Source organism: Aeromonas sp. (genome assembly GCF_050252055.1).
Classification (GTDB): Bacteria; Pseudomonadota; Gammaproteobacteria; order Enterobacterales; family Aeromonadaceae; genus Aeromonas; species Aeromonas caviae.
This window is the reverse complement of the sequence record NZ_JBFWLQ010000011.1, coordinates 76,171-91,302: the sequence shown is the minus strand read 5'-3', so window position 1 is coordinate 91,302 and position 15,132 is coordinate 76,171. Positions and strand designations below refer to the sequence as shown.

Below are 15,132 nucleotides of genomic sequence, written 5' to 3'. Positions count from 1 at the left end.
GCACCTCGATCTCCTCCAAGAAAAAACGAGTCAGATCGGCAGGGGTTACTTGTTCAGGTCATCATCCAGCCAGTACTTGGAGCCCGAGATGTTGGCGTCAAGCAACAGCCCCTTCTCGCCAATCTGATAGATGGCCATGCCGCCATTGTACTTGGCGGTGAGCTCGGCGCTCTCCTTGCCCGCCACGGCGCCCACCTCGGAGGTAGCTTCCCACCCCTTGCTGACGAAGGCATCGAACCTCGCCTTGTCTTCGAACAGGATCACCTGCTGGTAGAACTTGCCGCCGATCCCGGCCGCAAGACCGGCACCGAACATCTTCATGTAGGTGTGCTTGCCACTGGTGCGATTGACGGCGACCCCGGCCCCCTGATTGGTGTGGATCATCAGGGAGAACTTGCGCGAGTCGAACACCGCATAGCCATAAGCCTTGTCAAACAGCAACTTGGCCGAGGGCTGCTCGTTGAACAGCCGTACCAGGGCGGTATCGGCCATGGTATCGAGGGCGGTTCTCGCCTCCTCCGGGGTCTTGGGCTCGAGCATGGTGTCGAGCTTCTTGTCGGCGGCGGTCAGCCACTCCTTGCCGGTGGCCGCGCTCTCTGCCGTCCAGGCCCCCGCCTTGTTGTAGGCCTCGGCCCCCCAGCTGGACACCGACTCCCAGGTCTCCTTGGAAAAATCGGTGATCCCCTTCCACGCCTCCTTGCTGGTATCGCTCACCGCGGTACCGAGGTCGGAGGCGGCCTCCTTCAGCTTTGCCCAGTCGGCCAGACCGGGGGTTGAGGCCAGCGCCAGTGCCGTGGCTATCACCAGGAATCGAATCTTCATTGTTTCCACCCTCTGTGATGAGTCGAAGGTCACAGTAGCAGATCTGGCGCCTGCCCGTTAAGGGCATCCCCCCGGCGCGGGTCAGACGCTGACGCGCAGGGGCTCAACGAAGCCGTTTACCCTGGCCGTCCACCACCTGCTCGCCATCCTCCTTGGCAAACGCCCCTTGCTGCGGGTCAGGCAGGATATCGAGCACCACCTCCGACGGGCGGCACAGCCGGGTGCCGAGGGGGGTGACCACGATGGGCCGGTTGATGAGGATGGGATGGGCCAGCATGGCGTCAATCAGTTCGTCATCGCTGAAACGCGCTTCCGCCAGCCCCAGCACCTCGTAGGGGGACACGTTCTTGCGCAGCAGATCGCGCACCGGCATGCCCATGGCGGCGATCAGGGCCACCAGCTCGTCGCGGGAGGGGGGCGTCTCCAGATAGTGAATGATGGTGGGCTCCACGCCGCTGTTGCGAATCAGCGCGAGGGTGTTGCGGGAGGTGCCGCACTCCGGGTTGTGATAGAGGGTGATTGCACTCATTTGCCTGTCTCTCATGACTCAAGTGAATAGAAATGGGTTAGTGGCCATCCGTTAGCGCCTTAGTCCCGCCTCGTACCAGGGTTTGCTGGCGTTGACCACGCGCACCACCAGCAGCATGACCGGCACCTCGATGAGCACCCCGACCACGGTGGCGAGCGCCGCACCGGAATGAAAGCCGAACAGGCTGATGGCGGCGGCCACCGCCAGCTCGAAGAAGTTGGAGGCCCCGATCAGGGCGGAAGGGCAAGCCACCGAGTGCTTCTCCCCCACCTTGCGGTTGAGCCAGTAGGCGAGCCCGGAGTTGAACAGCACCTGGATCAGGATGGGCACCGCCAGGAGGGCGATGACCAGCGGCTGCTCGATGATGGCGTTGCCCTGAAAGGCGAACAGCAGCACCAGGGTGAGCAGCAGGGCCGCCACCGACCAGGGCTGGATGCACGTCATGACGCCGTCAAAATGGGCCTGCCCCTTTCTCAGCAAGGCCTTGCGCAGCAGCTGGGCGAGGATGACGGGGATGACGATGTAGAGCACCACCGAGGTGAGCAGGGTATCCCAGGGCACGACTATGCTGGAGACCCCGAGCAGCAGCGCCACCAGCGGGGCAAAGGCAAACACCATGATGAGGTCGTTCACCGCCACCTGCGACAGGGTGAAGTAGGGATCGCCGTTGGTGAGGCGACTCCAGACAAACACCATGGCGGTGCAGGGGGCCGCCGCCAGCAGGATGAGGCCCGCCACGTAGCTGTCCAGCTGATCCGCCGGCAGCCAGTCGGCAAACAGCACGCGGATGAAGAGCCAGCCGAGGAAGGCCATGGAGAAGGGCTTGACCAGCCAGTTGATGAAGAGGGTGACCCCGATTCCCTTGAGGTGCCCCTTCACCTGGTGCAGGGCGCCAAAGTCGATCTTGAGCAGCATGGGGATGATCATCACCCAGATAAGCAGCCCCACCGGCAGGTTGACCCTGGCCACCTCCATGGCGCCGATGGCCTTGAAGAGACTCGGCAACCCCTGCCCCAGACCAATGCCCACCAGGATGCAGAGGGCGACCCAGGCGGTCAGATAACGTTCAAATAAGCCGATGGCAGGGGCTGCCTTGGCCTCACCGCTTGCAGACATGATGACTCCCGGTGCGATCCACGCTCGCACCCCAGGTTGAATAGATGAATGACACGGCACATGGGCATCGACAGCCCGCCCTGGCCCGCTACGACTCGCCGCAGCAGAGCGACGACCCCTCGGCGCGGGAAGCGCTGCCGGGCCCGGCGGGCAGCAGGCCGCACGCCTCGGGATGACCGGCGCAGCACTCCTCGGTGAGGTAGGCGATCACCCCCAGCATCAGGGGGATGTTGGCGCGATAGCGCAGAAAGCGCCCCTCCTGCTCCACCGACAGCAACCCGGCGTTGAGCATCCCCTTGAGGTGAAACGAGAGGGTATTGGGGGCGATGTCGAGCTCGCCGGCCAGCTCCCCCGCGACCCGCCCCTCCAGCCCGGCCTTGACCAGCAGCCGCCACACCTCGAGCCGGATGCCGGAAGCCAGCGATTCAAAGACCTTGGTGGCCATCTCTTTGTTCATGGGTCTCCCCCCTTGGATGCTTCATTTCAACTATACAAGAATTATTGAAATGATCAAAGTGTCACCACCGAGCCGACATCGCGACGGGACGGGCCGCCAGAAGCGCCGCCCCGGCCATGTCGTGCCCACTAGCGGCCTCATGTCAGTCATACTGCTAATATCTGGCCTCTCTTTATAAGGCACTCTTATGACCTTACCCCGGACAATCCTCCCGTTGGCCGCCCCGCTCACCGCGGCGCCCTGCCCCGCCGCAATGCCGCAGAACAACCCCCGGCGCCGGATGCACCAAAAGGTGATGAAACGAGAAATGGCCCCAGGGCCCCGCCGTCAGATGACGGGGCCTGGGGAATCCGGGAGAAACCGGGGAGGAGAGAGGGGCGCAATCAGGTGATCACGGGATCCCGATATTGCCGATGGATCGCACAAAACGCCTCCCGGCTTTGCAGCGCCGCCGCGACGCAGACAGGGTCGAACTGGCTGCCTGCATGGGTCTTGAGGTATTCAAAGGCCGTTTCGAGGGGCCAGGCCTGCTTGTAGGGTCGCTCGCTGGTAAGGGCGTCAAACACATCTGCCACCGCGACGATGCGGGCTTCCAGGGGGATCGCCTCCCCCGCCAGTCCTTCCGGGTAACCCTGACCGTCGAAACGCTCGTGGTGGTAGGCGATGATGTTCTTCAGCATGTCGGTGTGATGGATGCCGTCGAGGCCGAACTCGCGGATCATCAGGGCGATCATCTCCCGCCCCTTGAAGGGGTGGGTCTTCATCACCCCGTACTCCTCGGCCGTGAGCTTGCCCGGCTTGAGCAGGATGGCGTCGGGCACCGCAATCTTGCCGATATCGTGCAGCTCGGAGAAGAGGTGGATGAACTCCACCTCCTCGTCACTCAAGGGGTAATGGGCCGCCACCTCCCGGGCGATGAGCCGCGAATAGGCCGACATCCGGTGCAGATGATTGGCGGTCTCCTCGTCCCGGTAGCGGCTGAACTCCCGCACCGTGGTCAGGGCCCCGTTCAGGGTCTGGATGGAGAAGAACTCCACCGCGATGATGGCCGCCAGGATCTGGGCATAGGCCGCCAGCTCACCGCAAATGGCGCCATCGAAGTAACCGGGCTCTTTGGCATCGCAAAACAGAAAGCCGAACAAGCGACTGTTGAGCAGCAGCGGCTCGGTATAGCTCGACGCGTACCCGGCCGCCAGCACTTTGCGGCTGTGCTCGGAGGGGGAGCCCAGCAGGGAATCCAGGGTGTCGAGCACCCTGGGCTGCTGGTGCTCGGCCAGGTAGCGTAGGGAAGGCACCTCGCTCAGCCTGACCTCGTACTGCAACAGCGGCGAGCCCCCGTCCGTGCTGTGGGCAAAGGTCTTGAGCTGGTCCGTCTGCGGGTCGTAGATGGCGATCGCCACCCGGCTCAACTTGTCAAAGCGCTGCCTGAGGGTGGCGTGCACGTTCTGCACTTTCTCACCAAATGAACTCTCCATCCCGCACATCCTTCTGATAGGCCTGTTGGGAGTATAGTGACACCCGTTTTGCCCCTCCTGCCAAATGGTGACGGCGCACAGGGATCGTGATCCCGCCCGCACCGACGACGGCCCCCTCCCTGCCCGTGGTCATGTCACGCCCGCCCCACCCCGCGTCCCCGGGCAAAGAGATTGTTCGCTTCCGACGTGTCGGCTGTATAGTTTTTGGTTAGCCATTCCGGTAAAATCCGCGCCCTTGAATAAGAGCCACCTAAGAGTGATTGAGCGATGTCCAACACAAAACAGGCCCCCAAAGTAGGATTCGTCTCCTTGGGTTGCCCCAAAAACCTGGTCGATTCCGAACGCATCCTGACCCAGCTGCGTACCGAAGGGTACGACGTGGTGCCCAGCTATGACGATGCGGAGCTGGTGGTGGTCAACACCTGCGGCTTCATCGACAGCGCGGTGCAGGAGTCCCTTGAAGCCATCGGTGAAGCCCTGGCCGAGAATGGCAAGGTGATCGTCACCGGCTGCCTGGGTGCCAAAGAGAACCAGATCCGCGAGATCCACCCCAAGGTGCTCGAGATCACCGGTCCCCACGCCTATGAAGAGGTGCTGGGCCACGTCCACAAATACGTGGAAAAACCCACCCACAACCCCTTCACCAGCCTGGTGCCGGCCCAGGGCGTCAAGCTGACCCCGCGCCACTACGCCTATCTCAAGATTTCCGAAGGCTGCAACCACCGCTGCACCTTCTGCATCATTCCCTCCATGCGCGGGGATCTGGTGAGCCGCCCCATCGGCGAAGTGCTGGCCGAAGCCAAGCGCCTGAAAGAGGCTGGCGTGAAGGAGATCCTGGTGATCTCCCAGGACACCTCCGCCTACGGCGTGGACGTCAAGCACCGCACCGGTTTCTACGACGGCATGCCGGTCAAGACCAGCATGGTGGCCCTGTGCGAAGAGCTGGCCAAGCTCGGCATGTGGGTGCGCCTGCACTACGTCTACCCGTACCCGCACGTGGATAACGTCATCCCCCTGATGCGCGACGGCAAAATCCTCCCCTACCTCGACATCCCGCTGCAGCACGCCAGCCCGCGCATCCTCAAATTGATGAAGCGCCCCGGCTCCGTCGAGCGCACCCTGGAGCGGATCCAGAAGTGGCGCGAGATCTGCCCCGAGATCACCCTGCGCTCCACCTTCATCGTCGGCTTCCCCGGCGAGACCGAAGAAGAGTTCCAGATGCTGCTGGACTTCATCGACAAGGCGGAACTGGACAGGGTTGGCTGCTTCAAATACAGCCCGGTCGAGGGTGCCAAGGCCAACGAGCTGCCGGATCCGGTGCCGGCCGAGGTGCAGGAAGAGCGCTTCCAGCGCTTCATGGAGCTGCAACAGCAGGTCTCCATCCGCAAGCTGGCCCGTAAAGTGGGCAAAGAGATGCTGGTGCTGATCGACGAGGTGGACGAAGAGGGTGCCACCGGCCGCTCCGCCGCCGATGCCCCCGAGATCGACGGCCTGGTCTACCTGAACGGCGAGACCGGCCTCAAGCCCGGCGACATGGTCAAGGTCCGCATCGACGAAGCGGACGAGTACGACCTCTGGGCCAGCCTGGTGGAATAATCACGCCACTCCCCCTCAAAGCCAGTCGGTCTCACCGACTGGCTTTTTTAATGTCCGCCGCCCGTCAGGCTCTTGCATGCCCCCATGTCATCCCCTGTGCCGCCCCTCATCACCGATCACCTCCCCTTGCTCTTTTCGCACGCGCCCGTGAACCAGCGCACACTTCTCTCCTGCCACATGAGCCGCTTGTTTCCTGCGCAAAAATAAGCCGTGTCAACGGGGAAAAAACGAGCACGATCCAGCTCACATTATCGTTGTCACAGGGAGTGGCAAGGTGACTTTTTACTTTGTGAGAATTAATGCAACTGTATAATTTAAAAGGATTAAAAATACATTTTGACGATAATGACGTGCGCCGTGCAATTTTTACGATATCGACGAAATGAAGAGTTGTTGTTTTCCTGTTAATTCTGCTTTTCTAAGGGCGTTGGACGACACAACTACAAGGGTGCAAAACCTGACCAACAGCGAGGGCCGGTATCCAAGCATGCGATGTCGGTGCTCCATTCCAAAACCATGGAAGACCAATAAGAAAGGAAAAAATATGCTTGCCAAAGTATCCAAAATCGCAACCTCAGTCATGCTGGGAACTCTGCTTGCCGGTGCCACCGGCACAGCCATGGCCGCCGACAACAAGACGGTGCTGACCCTGGTTGCCCAGCAGGAAACCGCATGGGTCAAGAACTTCAACCCCTTCCTGCAAGCGGGTCTGCTCCACACCACCCGTCACTTCATCTATGAGCCGCTGGTGATCTTCAACGATATGCAGGGTGGCAAACCCGTCTATCGTCTGGCTACCCACTACGCCTTCAGCGATGATCTGAAATCCGTCACCTTCGACCTGCGCGAAGGGGTCAAGTGGTCCGATGGTGAAGCCTTCACCGCCGACGACATCCTCTTCTCCTTCAACCTGGTCAAGGCCAACAAGGCGCTGGACGAGCGCTCCATCTGGACCCAGATCAAGGGTGTCGAGAAGCTGGGTGACCACAAGGTCAAATTCGACCTGGCCGAGGTCAACACCAACGTGGTGAACGACCTGGTGCTGGTGCCCATCGTACCGGAGCACCAGTGGAAGTCGGTGAAAGACCCGGTGGCCTTCACCAACGACAAGCCGGTCGGGACCGGTCCCTTCACCGAAGTGGACAACTTCTCCGCCCAGCTCTACACCCAGTGCCGCAACCCGCACTACTGGGACAACGCCAGCCTCTCCATCGACTGCCTGCGCATGCCGCAGATGGCCACCAACGACCAGGTACTGGCCGCCGTGATGAAGGGTGACGTGGACTGGTTCGGCTCCTTCGTGCCGGACATCGAGCGCCTCTACGTCGGCAACGATCCCAAGAACAACAAGTACTGGTTCCCCGCCTCCGGCACAGTGGCGTTCAACGTCAACTTCCAGAGCAAGAACCCGGGCAACCACGAAGCCTTCAACGACATCAACTTCCGCCGCGCCTTCTCCATGGCCATGGACCGCCAGTCCATGGTGGACATCGCAGGCTACGGCTACCCCACCGTCAACGAGTACCCGTCAGGGCTTGGCAAGGCATTCGCCTCCTGGGACAACCCGGACGTCGAGAAGAAGTACGGCAAGTACAACAAGTTCGACCTGGAAGGGGCCAAGGCCCTGCTGAAACAGGCGGGCTACAAGGACTGTGACGGCGACAAGTTCCTCGACACCCCGAGCTGCAAGAAGATCGAGTTCAAGGTGCTGGTACCGAACGGCTGGACCGACTGGGTCAACACCGTCCAGATCGGGGTCGAAGGCCTGCAGGCCCTGGGCCTGAACGCCAAGACCGCCACCCCGGAAGCCACCGTCTGGACCGAGTCCCTGATCACCGGTGACTTCGACGTCGCCCTGCAGGGTTACTTTGCCGGTGCCAACCCGCACAAGTACTTCGAGACCGCCTTCCACTCCCGCAACATGGGTGAGCGCGGCAACCGCTTCGCGGCGCCCCGCTACAAGGATCCCGAGCTCGACAAGCTGATCGACGACTTCACCCAGACCGCCGATGCGGCCAAGCAGAAGGAGATCATGTTCGCCATCCAGGAGCGTGTCGGGGCCAACCAGACCATCATCCCGGTGTTCAACAACCCGACCTGGTACGAATACAGCACCAAGCGCTTCAATGGCTGGTTCAGTGCCGACAACCCGGTCGCCAAGCCGCAGGTTCACCCGGACACTCCGGAGCGTCTGCTGCACGTGCTGTCACTCAAGCCAAACAGCTAATCACCCCGGCCCCCTGCGGGGGGCCCTCTTCCCCGCCATGTCTTCCATCCCCCGCACCTGCCGGGGTTGGGGGGGCTTTGCCCGGCGCGGGGCAGGCTTGCAGTAAAAGGTATCACCATGGGATTTATACTTAGACGCTTCTCCTTCTATCTGGTCGCCTTCCTGGTGGCCGCCACCATCAACTTCCTGCTACCCAGAGCCATGCCGGGGGACCCCGTCTCCGTCATGTTTGCCCGGGCCGGCGCCATGATGGAACCCGCCGCGCTGGAAGCCCTCAAAGCCACCTTCGGTTTCGTGGACGGCCCCATCGGCACCCAGTTTCTCACCTATGTGAAGAGCGTCTTCACCTGGGATCTCGGCACCTCGGTGCGCTACTACCCCCAACCGGTTGCCGACGTCCTCGGCCGCGCCATCGGCTGGACCCTGTTCCTGGTGGGCACCTCCACCATTCTGAGCTTCTCCATCGGCTCCATCGTCGGCATCTTCGCCGCCTGGTACCGGGGCGGACGCATGGACAGCATCCTCTCCCCGCTCACCCTGGTGATGCAGGCCATCCCCCCCGTGGTGGTCTCCCTGCTCGCCCTCTTCCTGTTCGGGGTCAGCCTCGGCTGGCTGCCCATCGGCTACGCCTACAGCCCCGAGATCCCCGCCGATTTTGGCTGGGAACACATCAAGAGCATCCTGCTGCACGCCATCATGCCGGTGGGCACCCTGGCCGCGGTGCAGGTAGGGGGCTTTCTCATCACCATGCGCAACAACATGATCAACCTCCTGGGCGAGGACTACATCACCATGGCCAAGGCCAAGGGGCTCTCCAGCAACCGGGTGATCTTCAACTACGGCGCGCGCAACGCCGTGCTGCCCAGCGTCACCGCCCTCTCCATGGCGCTCGGTTTCGTCATCGGCGGATCCCTCATCACCGAGGTGATCTTCAACTACCCCGGCCTGGGACTGACCCTCTATCAGGGCATCCTGGCCCGTGACTACCCCCTCATCCAGGGGCAACTGCTCATCATGACCATCACCATGCTCAGCTTCAATTTCCTGGCGGACGTGCTCTACGTCTTCCTGGATCCCCGTCTGCGTACAGGAGGCAAATAAGATGCGTATGCCGACTATCTTGAAAATCCTGCTGGGCAACAAGAAGGCCGCCTTCGGCCTCGCCATCGTGGTCACCTTCGTGCTGATGGCCCTGTTCGCCCCGCTGCTCGCCAGCAACGAACCCACCAAGCGGGTCGCCCGCCCCCACCAGCCCCCCAGCGTGGAGCTGGTGATGGGGTCCAACCGCATGGGCCACGATCTCTGGGCCCAGTTCACCAACGGCGCCCGCATCTCCCTGATGGTGGGCTTCGGGGCAGGCCTGCTGGTGTGCGCCCTGGCCATCACGGTGGGCATCACCGCCGGCTACTTCGGCGGCGTGGTGGACGAGTGCCTCACCTTCCTGATGAACGTGGTGCTGGTGATCCCGAACCTCCCCTTGTTGCTGGTGCTGGCAAGCTTCATCGGAGAAGCCTCCCCCATGGTGATCGCCCTCATCATAGGGTTGACCTCCTGGGCCTATGGCGCCCGGGTCATCCGCGCCCAGACCCTGGCCCTGCGGGAGAAGGAGTTCGTCATCGCCGCCGAGGTGCTGGGTGAACCGGCCTGGCGCATCATCCTGGTGGAGATACTGCCGAACCTCATCTCCATCATCGGGGTGAGCTTCATCGGGTCCATCATCTACGCCATCGTCACCGAGGCGACCCTGGAGTTCCTGGGCCTCGGCGACCCCACCGTCGTGAGCTGGGGCATCATGCTCTACAACGCCCAGACCTCGAGCGCCATCCTGGTGGGCGCCTGGTGGGAGATCCTGGCCCCCTGCTTTGCCATCGCCACCCTGGGGGCGGGCCTCGCCATGCTCAACTTCGCCATCGACGAAATCGCCAACCCGCAGCTTCGTTCCCACAAGGGCCTGCGTCGCTGGAAGCAGCTTGCCACTCCCATCACAGCTCAGGAGAAGACAGCATGAAGCCGCAACAACCCCTGCTGTCGGTGCGCCAGCTCTGCGTCGACTACATCACCGAGAGCGGCGACGTGCGCGCCGTCAATTCGGTCAGTTTTGACATCATGCCGGGTGAGGTGTTCGGCCTCGCCGGCGAGTCCGGCTGCGGCAAGTCCACGGTCGCCTTCTCGGTGGCCAGGCTGCACAAGCCGCCCGCCTACATCAGCGGCGGCGAGATCCTGTTCAAGGGAGAGAACATCCTCGGCTTCGATGACGAGCGGTTGCGCAGCTACCGCTGGCGCCAGGCGAGCGTGGTGTTCCAGTCCGCCATGAATGCGCTCAACCCCGTGCTGCGCATGGAGGAGCAGTTCTGCGACGTGCTCCTGGCCCACAACCCCGGCATGACCCGCTATGAGGCGATCAAGCGCGCCCAGGAGCTGCTGGAGATCGTCGACATCCACCCGAGCCGGCTCAAGGACTACCCGCACCAGTTCTCCGGCGGCATGCGCCAGCGGCTGGTGATCGCCATCGCCATGGCCCTCAACCCCGAGCTGCTCATCATGGACGAACCCACCACGGCGCTCGATGTGGTGGTGCAGCGGGAGATCCTGCAGAAGGTCTATGCACTAAAAGAGAAGTTCAACTTCTCCATCCTCTTCATTACCCATGACCTCTCCTTGATGGTCGAATTTTGCGATCGCATCGGCATCATGTACGCGGGGGAACTGGTGGAGGTGGCGCCGGCCAAGGCGATCCTGACCGCGCCCCTGCACCCCTATACCCGGGGCCTTGGCAACTCCTTCCCGCCCCTGCACGGGCCCAAGACCGTGCTGGAGGGGATCCCTGGCAGCCCACTCAATCTGCTGGAGGTGCCGGTGGGCTGCCGCTTCCAGGCACGCTGCGCCAAGGTACATGAGCGCTGCCGCCAGGAATACACCCGGCTGGCCGAGATCCGGCCCGGCCAACAGGCTGCCTGTCACCTTCATGAGGCAGCAGAGGAACAACCGGATCTTCCGATCCATCTGGACAAGGCCGCTGGCTGTTAAGGATGTCTGTCATGCAAATCGCCCAAACCGACGCGCCCATCATCGAGGTCCAGCACCTCTACAAGGACTTCGCCGTCAACTCCAACGCCATCAAGAGCGGCAAGATGCGGGCGCTGTCCGACATCACCTTCAACCTGCACCGGGGCCGCGCCCTGGCAGTGGTGGGGGAATCCGGCTCCGGCAAGAGCACCATCGCCAAGATCATCGCCAAGATGTACAAGCTCTCCAACGGCCGCATCCTCTACCGTGGCCGCGACCTGGAGGAGTTCAACAAGGGCACCGCCCTGCTGGACTATCGCCAGAGCGTGCAGATGGTGTGGCAGGATCCGTTCGGTTCACTGAATCCGACCCACACCATCTACCACCACATCGCCCGCCCCCTGCTGCTGCACAGCAAGGTGAGCGACAAGCGGGATCTGCCCGACATGGTCTATGGCCTCCTTGAAAAGGTGGGGCTGACCCCCGCCAAGGCGACTGCGGCCAAGTACCCGCACCAGCTCTCCGGCGGCCAGCGCCAGCGGGTCAACATCGCCCGCAACCTGGCGGTGGAGGCGGAAGTGGTGCTGGCGGACGAGCCCACCTCCATGCTCGACGTCTCCATTCGCATCGGCATCCTCAACCTGATGGAGCAGATGAAGAACGAGCTCGGCGTCTCCATGCTCTACATCACCCACGACATCGCCACCGCCCGCTACGTGGCGGAAGATCTGGCGGTGATGTACGTGGGTCACATGGTGGAGTGGGGAGAGGTGGACGAGATCCTGCACCACCCCCAGCACCCCTACACCCAGTTGCTCATCTCGGCGGTGCCGGATCCCGAGAAGAGCATCCACGCCGAGCTGGAGGGAGGCCGCAAGGGGGAAATCCCGCTCTGGACCCCGGAATCCCGTGGCTGCCCCTTTGCCGGGCGCTGCCATCAGGCCATGCCCCGCTGCAAGGAGAGCCTGCCCCCGGTGACCCGGCTCGCCGACAACCACTTCGTGCGCTGCTACCTCCACGAGCAGGGGTAAGCAGGCCCGCGGCCGGGCGCCGTCGCCCGGCCATGCCTCGCGTCGGGGCCGCAAGGCCCCGCAATGAGCCTCGCCCGCCAGGGGCGAGCCTTCGGAGTAAGACCTTGATGGAACTTTTGATCAACCAGGTGGGTTACGAATGTGACGGGGAGAAGAGCGCCCTGCTGCAGTGTGGCGCCGACCTCGATATCCGCGGCCACGTCAGGTTGCTGCGCCAGGAGGACGACCACCTCCTGCTGGAGACGCCGCTGGTGGCGGCGGGGAGCGTCCCCGGCTGGCAGGGGCGCCACTACTGGCGGGCCGATTTCTCCGCCTTCACCGAGCCCGGCCACTACCGGCTGGAGGCCGTCGTGACCACGGAAGCGCAGGAGCGTCTGGTGCGCTCCCCCCCCTTTGCAATCGGCCGGGGGCTGCTGGCGCGCCGCTGCCTCTCCGATGTCATCCACTACTTCAAGGGACAACGCGCCAGCGGCACCTTCGACCGGGCGGACCGCAGGGCACGCCTCTTTGGCACCGATCAGCACCGGGACGTACATGGCGGCTGGTTCGACGCCAGCGGCGACATGAGCAAGTACCTGAGCCATCTATCCTACGCCAACTACCTCAATCCCCAGCAGACCCCCATGGTGGTCTGGTCCCTGCTCAAGTGCCGGGAACTCCTGGCGACACGTAGTGACATCGACGGGGTGAACCTGTGCAAACGGCTCAATGACGAGGGGTTGCACGGGGCGGATTTTCTCTGCCGGATGCAGGACGAGCGCGGCTTTTTCTACATGACCCTGTTCGACAAGTGGAGCAAGGATCCCGCCCAGCGGGAGCTGTGCGCCTATTCGACCCAGCAGGGGATCAAGTCCGCCCGCTGGCAGGCGGGTTTTCGCCAGGGGGGCGGCATGGCCATCGCCGCCCTGGCCCGCGCCGCCCGGGAACCGAGTGGCGGCGACCTTGACACAAGCCAGTACGCCGAGGCGGCCAGACGCGGCTACCTGCACCTGCGCGAGCACAACCTCGCCTACCTGGACGACGGGGTCGAGAACATCATCGACGACTACTGCGCCCTGCTGGCGGCGGTCGAGCTCACCAAAACGCTGGGCGCCGAGTGGCTCGCCGAGGCGCGGGATCGGGCCGGCCGGCTGTGCGCCCGCCAGCGCGCCCACACCGATCTCGGCCACCATTGGGCCGCCAACGACGATGGCTCTCGCCCCTACTACCACGCCGCCGAGGCGGGCCTGCCGGTACTGGCGCTGCTGGAGTATCTCGCCATCGAGCCGGATCCGGCGCGCCAGTGGGCGGCCAGGACCGTCGCCGAGCAGGCCCTGGCGGCCGAGCTGGCCCTCGCGGCCCGGGCAGGCAACCCGTTCGCCCTCGCCCGCCAGTATGTGAAAGGGGTCGATGAGGCGCCCCGGGTGAGCTTCTTTATGCCCCATCACAACGAGTCGGGTTACTGGTGGCAGGGGGAGAACGCCCGGCTGGCATCGCTCGCCACCATGGCGTTTGCTGCCGCGCAGCACCTGCCCGGGCAGAGCGCACTGCTGCGCACCTTCGGCCAGCAGCAGCTCGACTGGATCCTGGGGAGAAACCCCTTCAACGCCTGCATGCTGGCGGGTCAGGGCATCAACAACCCGGAATACACCGCCGGCTACCCCAATGCGCAGGGGGGGATCTGCAACGGCATCACCGCCGGCTTCGATGACGAAAATGACGTGGCCTTTATTCCAGAGGCGTACAAGGATCGGCTGGATCAGAACTGGCGCTGGGGGGAGCAATGGATCCCGCACGCCGCCTGGTTCGCCCTGGCCATCACTTGGCAGAGCGCACAAGGAGGCCACCATGATTGAGAGCGGTTCACACATCACTCGCACCGGGGAGAGCCCTGGATCCTCCATACCGCCAGCCAGGTTTACCCTGGCCATCACCTGGCAAAGCGCGCAGGGAGGCCCCCATGATTGAATTCTGGGTCGGGGTGGACGGCGGCGGCACCCACACCCGGGCCCGCATTCGCAACAACGCAGGCAAGCTGCTCGGCGAGGGGCGCGCCGCCGGCTCCAATCTGGAGCTGGGCATCGCCCTCGCCCACGGCCATGTACTGGCTGCCATCGATCAGGCCCGCATCGACGCGGGTCTGCCCAGGGAGAGCGAACAGCGGATGGGAGTCGGGCTCGCACTCGCCTCCGCCGAGCTCGCCGACTGCTACCACGCCATGCTGACCATGCCCTTCCCGTTTGCGCGGGTGAAGCTCACCTCCGATGCCTTTGGTGCCTGCCTCGGCGCCTTCGACGGCCAGGAGGGGGCCATCCTGATCGCGGGCACCGGCTCGGCGGGGCTCATCTACCGGGAGGGACGCCTTCGCACCTGCTCGGGTCGCGGATTCCCCGTCTCGGATCTCGGCAGCGGCGCCTGGCTCGGGCTGCGCGCCATCCAGCAATCCCTGCTCTGCCACGACGGCATCCTGCCCCCCAGCACCCTGGCGGTGCGCCTGATGGATCACTTCAAGCGGGATCAGGCCGAGGTGGTGCGCTGGGCTGCGCGCGCCATCCCGGCCGACTATGGCCGCTTCGCCCCCTGGGTGTTCGATGCCGCGAGCGACGGGGACGATCTCGCCACCGCCCTGCTGGATGAGACCTGTGCCCAGCTCGGCATGCTGCTGGAGGGCATGACCCAGCTCGGGGCAGACCGGATCGCCCTGCTGGGCGGCATCGGCACGCGCCTCACCCCCCGTCTGGGCCACTTCCATCTGGTCGCCCCCAAGCGCGACGCGCTGGAGGGGGCCATCCTGTTTGCCAGGACGGAGGCGCTGCCATGTCTGCATCCCTGAGCCTTGCCGGGCCGACAACACCTGCGGGACAGGCTCCCGTTTCCTTCACCCCATCAGAGGA

General features: G+C 63.7%; 13 protein-coding genes. 8 read left to right on the top strand and 5 right to left on the bottom strand.

What is annotated here, in order from left to right:
- Positions 1 to 45: 45 nt before the first annotated feature.
- The 5 genes from befA to AB7E19_RS17890 all read right to left on the bottom strand — a co-directional run bounded on the left by befA (position 46) and on the right by AB7E19_RS17890 (position 4,399).
- Positions 46 to 822 carry a beta cell expansion factor BefA gene (gene befA / locus AB7E19_RS17910; protein WP_052815838.1) on the bottom strand — a complete coding sequence of 259 codons (777 nt, stop codon included), beginning with the start codon at positions 820 to 822 and terminating at the stop codon, positions 46 to 48.
- 103 nt (positions 823 to 925) lie between these two features.
- Positions 926 to 1,351, bottom strand: a complete 426-nt coding sequence (gene arsC, locus AB7E19_RS17905; protein WP_427936116.1) for a glutaredoxin-dependent arsenate reductase — start codon at positions 1,349 to 1,351, stop codon at positions 926 to 928.
- Between the two features lie 51 nt (positions 1,352 to 1,402).
- Positions 1,403 to 2,467, bottom strand: a complete 1,065-nt coding sequence (gene arsB, locus AB7E19_RS17900) for an ACR3 family arsenite efflux transporter (RefSeq protein ID WP_427936114.1) — start codon at positions 2,465 to 2,467, stop codon at positions 1,403 to 1,405.
- A gap of 88 nt (positions 2,468 to 2,555) precedes the next feature.
- Complete coding sequence (locus tag AB7E19_RS17895; RefSeq protein ID WP_427936112.1) at positions 2,556 to 2,924, bottom strand: ArsR/SmtB family transcription factor; 369 nt, start codon at positions 2,922 to 2,924, stop codon at positions 2,556 to 2,558.
- 383 nt (positions 2,925 to 3,307) lie between these two features.
- Positions 3,308 to 4,399, bottom strand: a complete 1,092-nt coding sequence (locus tag AB7E19_RS17890; protein WP_039039918.1) for an HD domain-containing phosphohydrolase — start codon at positions 4,397 to 4,399, stop codon at positions 3,308 to 3,310.
- 267 nt (positions 4,400 to 4,666) lie between these two features.
- Between AB7E19_RS17890 and rimO the strand changes: the two genes are divergently transcribed.
- The 8 genes from rimO (at position 4,667) to AB7E19_RS17850 (ending at position 15,071) form a co-directional block, all read left to right on the top strand.
- Positions 4,667 to 5,995 carry a 30S ribosomal protein S12 methylthiotransferase RimO gene (gene rimO / locus AB7E19_RS17885; RefSeq protein WP_427936110.1) on the top strand — a complete coding sequence of 443 codons (1,329 nt, stop codon included), beginning with the start codon at positions 4,667 to 4,669 and terminating at the stop codon, positions 5,993 to 5,995.
- Positions 5,996 to 6,539: 544 nt separating this feature from the next.
- Entirely contained in the window at positions 6,540 to 8,222 is a 1,683-nt protein-coding gene (locus tag AB7E19_RS17880) for an ABC transporter substrate-binding protein (RefSeq protein WP_039040531.1), read from the top strand.
- 117 nt (positions 8,223 to 8,339) lie between these two features.
- Complete coding sequence (locus tag AB7E19_RS17875) at positions 8,340 to 9,323, top strand: ABC transporter permease (RefSeq protein WP_010673905.1); 984 nt, start codon at positions 8,340 to 8,342, stop codon at positions 9,321 to 9,323.
- Between the two features lies 1 nt (position 9,324).
- Positions 9,325 to 10,230, top strand: coding sequence for an ABC transporter permease (locus tag AB7E19_RS17870; RefSeq protein WP_010673904.1), 906 nt, complete (start codon positions 9,325 to 9,327; stop codon positions 10,228 to 10,230).
- A complete protein-coding gene (locus AB7E19_RS17865) occupies positions 10,227 to 11,249 on the top strand; it encodes an ABC transporter ATP-binding protein (protein ID WP_042015838.1) in 1,023 nt (340 codons plus the stop codon). Before AB7E19_RS17870 ends, AB7E19_RS17865 begins: the two co-directional genes overlap by 4 nt.
- Before the next feature lie 11 nt (positions 11,250 to 11,260).
- Entirely contained in the window at positions 11,261 to 12,259 is a 999-nt protein-coding gene (locus AB7E19_RS17860) for an ABC transporter ATP-binding protein (RefSeq protein WP_039040529.1), read from the top strand.
- 107 nt (positions 12,260 to 12,366) lie between these two features.
- Positions 12,367 to 14,094 (top strand): glycoside hydrolase family 9 protein, encoded by a 1,728-nt coding sequence (locus AB7E19_RS17855; RefSeq protein WP_427936106.1) that lies wholly within the window; start codon positions 12,367 to 12,369, stop codon positions 14,092 to 14,094.
- A gap of 104 nt (positions 14,095 to 14,198) precedes the next feature.
- On the top strand, positions 14,199 to 15,071 hold the full coding sequence (locus tag AB7E19_RS17850) for a BadF/BadG/BcrA/BcrD ATPase family protein (RefSeq protein WP_368153914.1): 873 nt from the start codon (positions 14,199 to 14,201) through the stop codon (positions 15,069 to 15,071).
- The last annotated feature ends 61 nt before the right edge of the window (positions 15,072 to 15,132 follow it).